Source organism: Staphylococcus gallinarum (assembly GCF_000875895.1).
GTDB lineage: Bacteria > Bacillota > Bacilli > Staphylococcales > Staphylococcaceae > Staphylococcus > Staphylococcus gallinarum.
Genome location: NZ_JXCF01000137.1, coordinates 1 through 241 on the forward strand (window position 1 = coordinate 1; position 241 = coordinate 241).

The 241-nt window shown below is 26.6% G+C and carries 1 protein-coding gene; it reads right to left on the minus strand.

Going from position 1 to position 241, the window contains the following annotated elements; translation table 11 throughout:
- On the minus strand, positions 1-241 hold a 241-nt coding region (locus tag SH09_RS13780), incomplete at both ends, for a hypothetical protein (protein ID WP_042740193.1).

A 241-nucleotide genomic window follows, 5' to 3' on the forward strand; every position in this document is an offset into this window, starting at 1 on the left:
AAAGTGAAAATTCTTTTCATTTATCCAATAGCTATAATTTAAACTTACATTTCTATTGTTTCCTTTATTGTCAGTGAATTCATGCAACATTTGAATGGGTAGAGATAACGGTAATGCAATACCTTGTTTCGTTGATAGCATTCGTAAAGTTTGTTCTTGTTCTTTTAACCCTTCTTGCATTCTTTCATAAATTTCACTAAACATCTTATTGTGATTATTTATAATGATATTACTTATATTT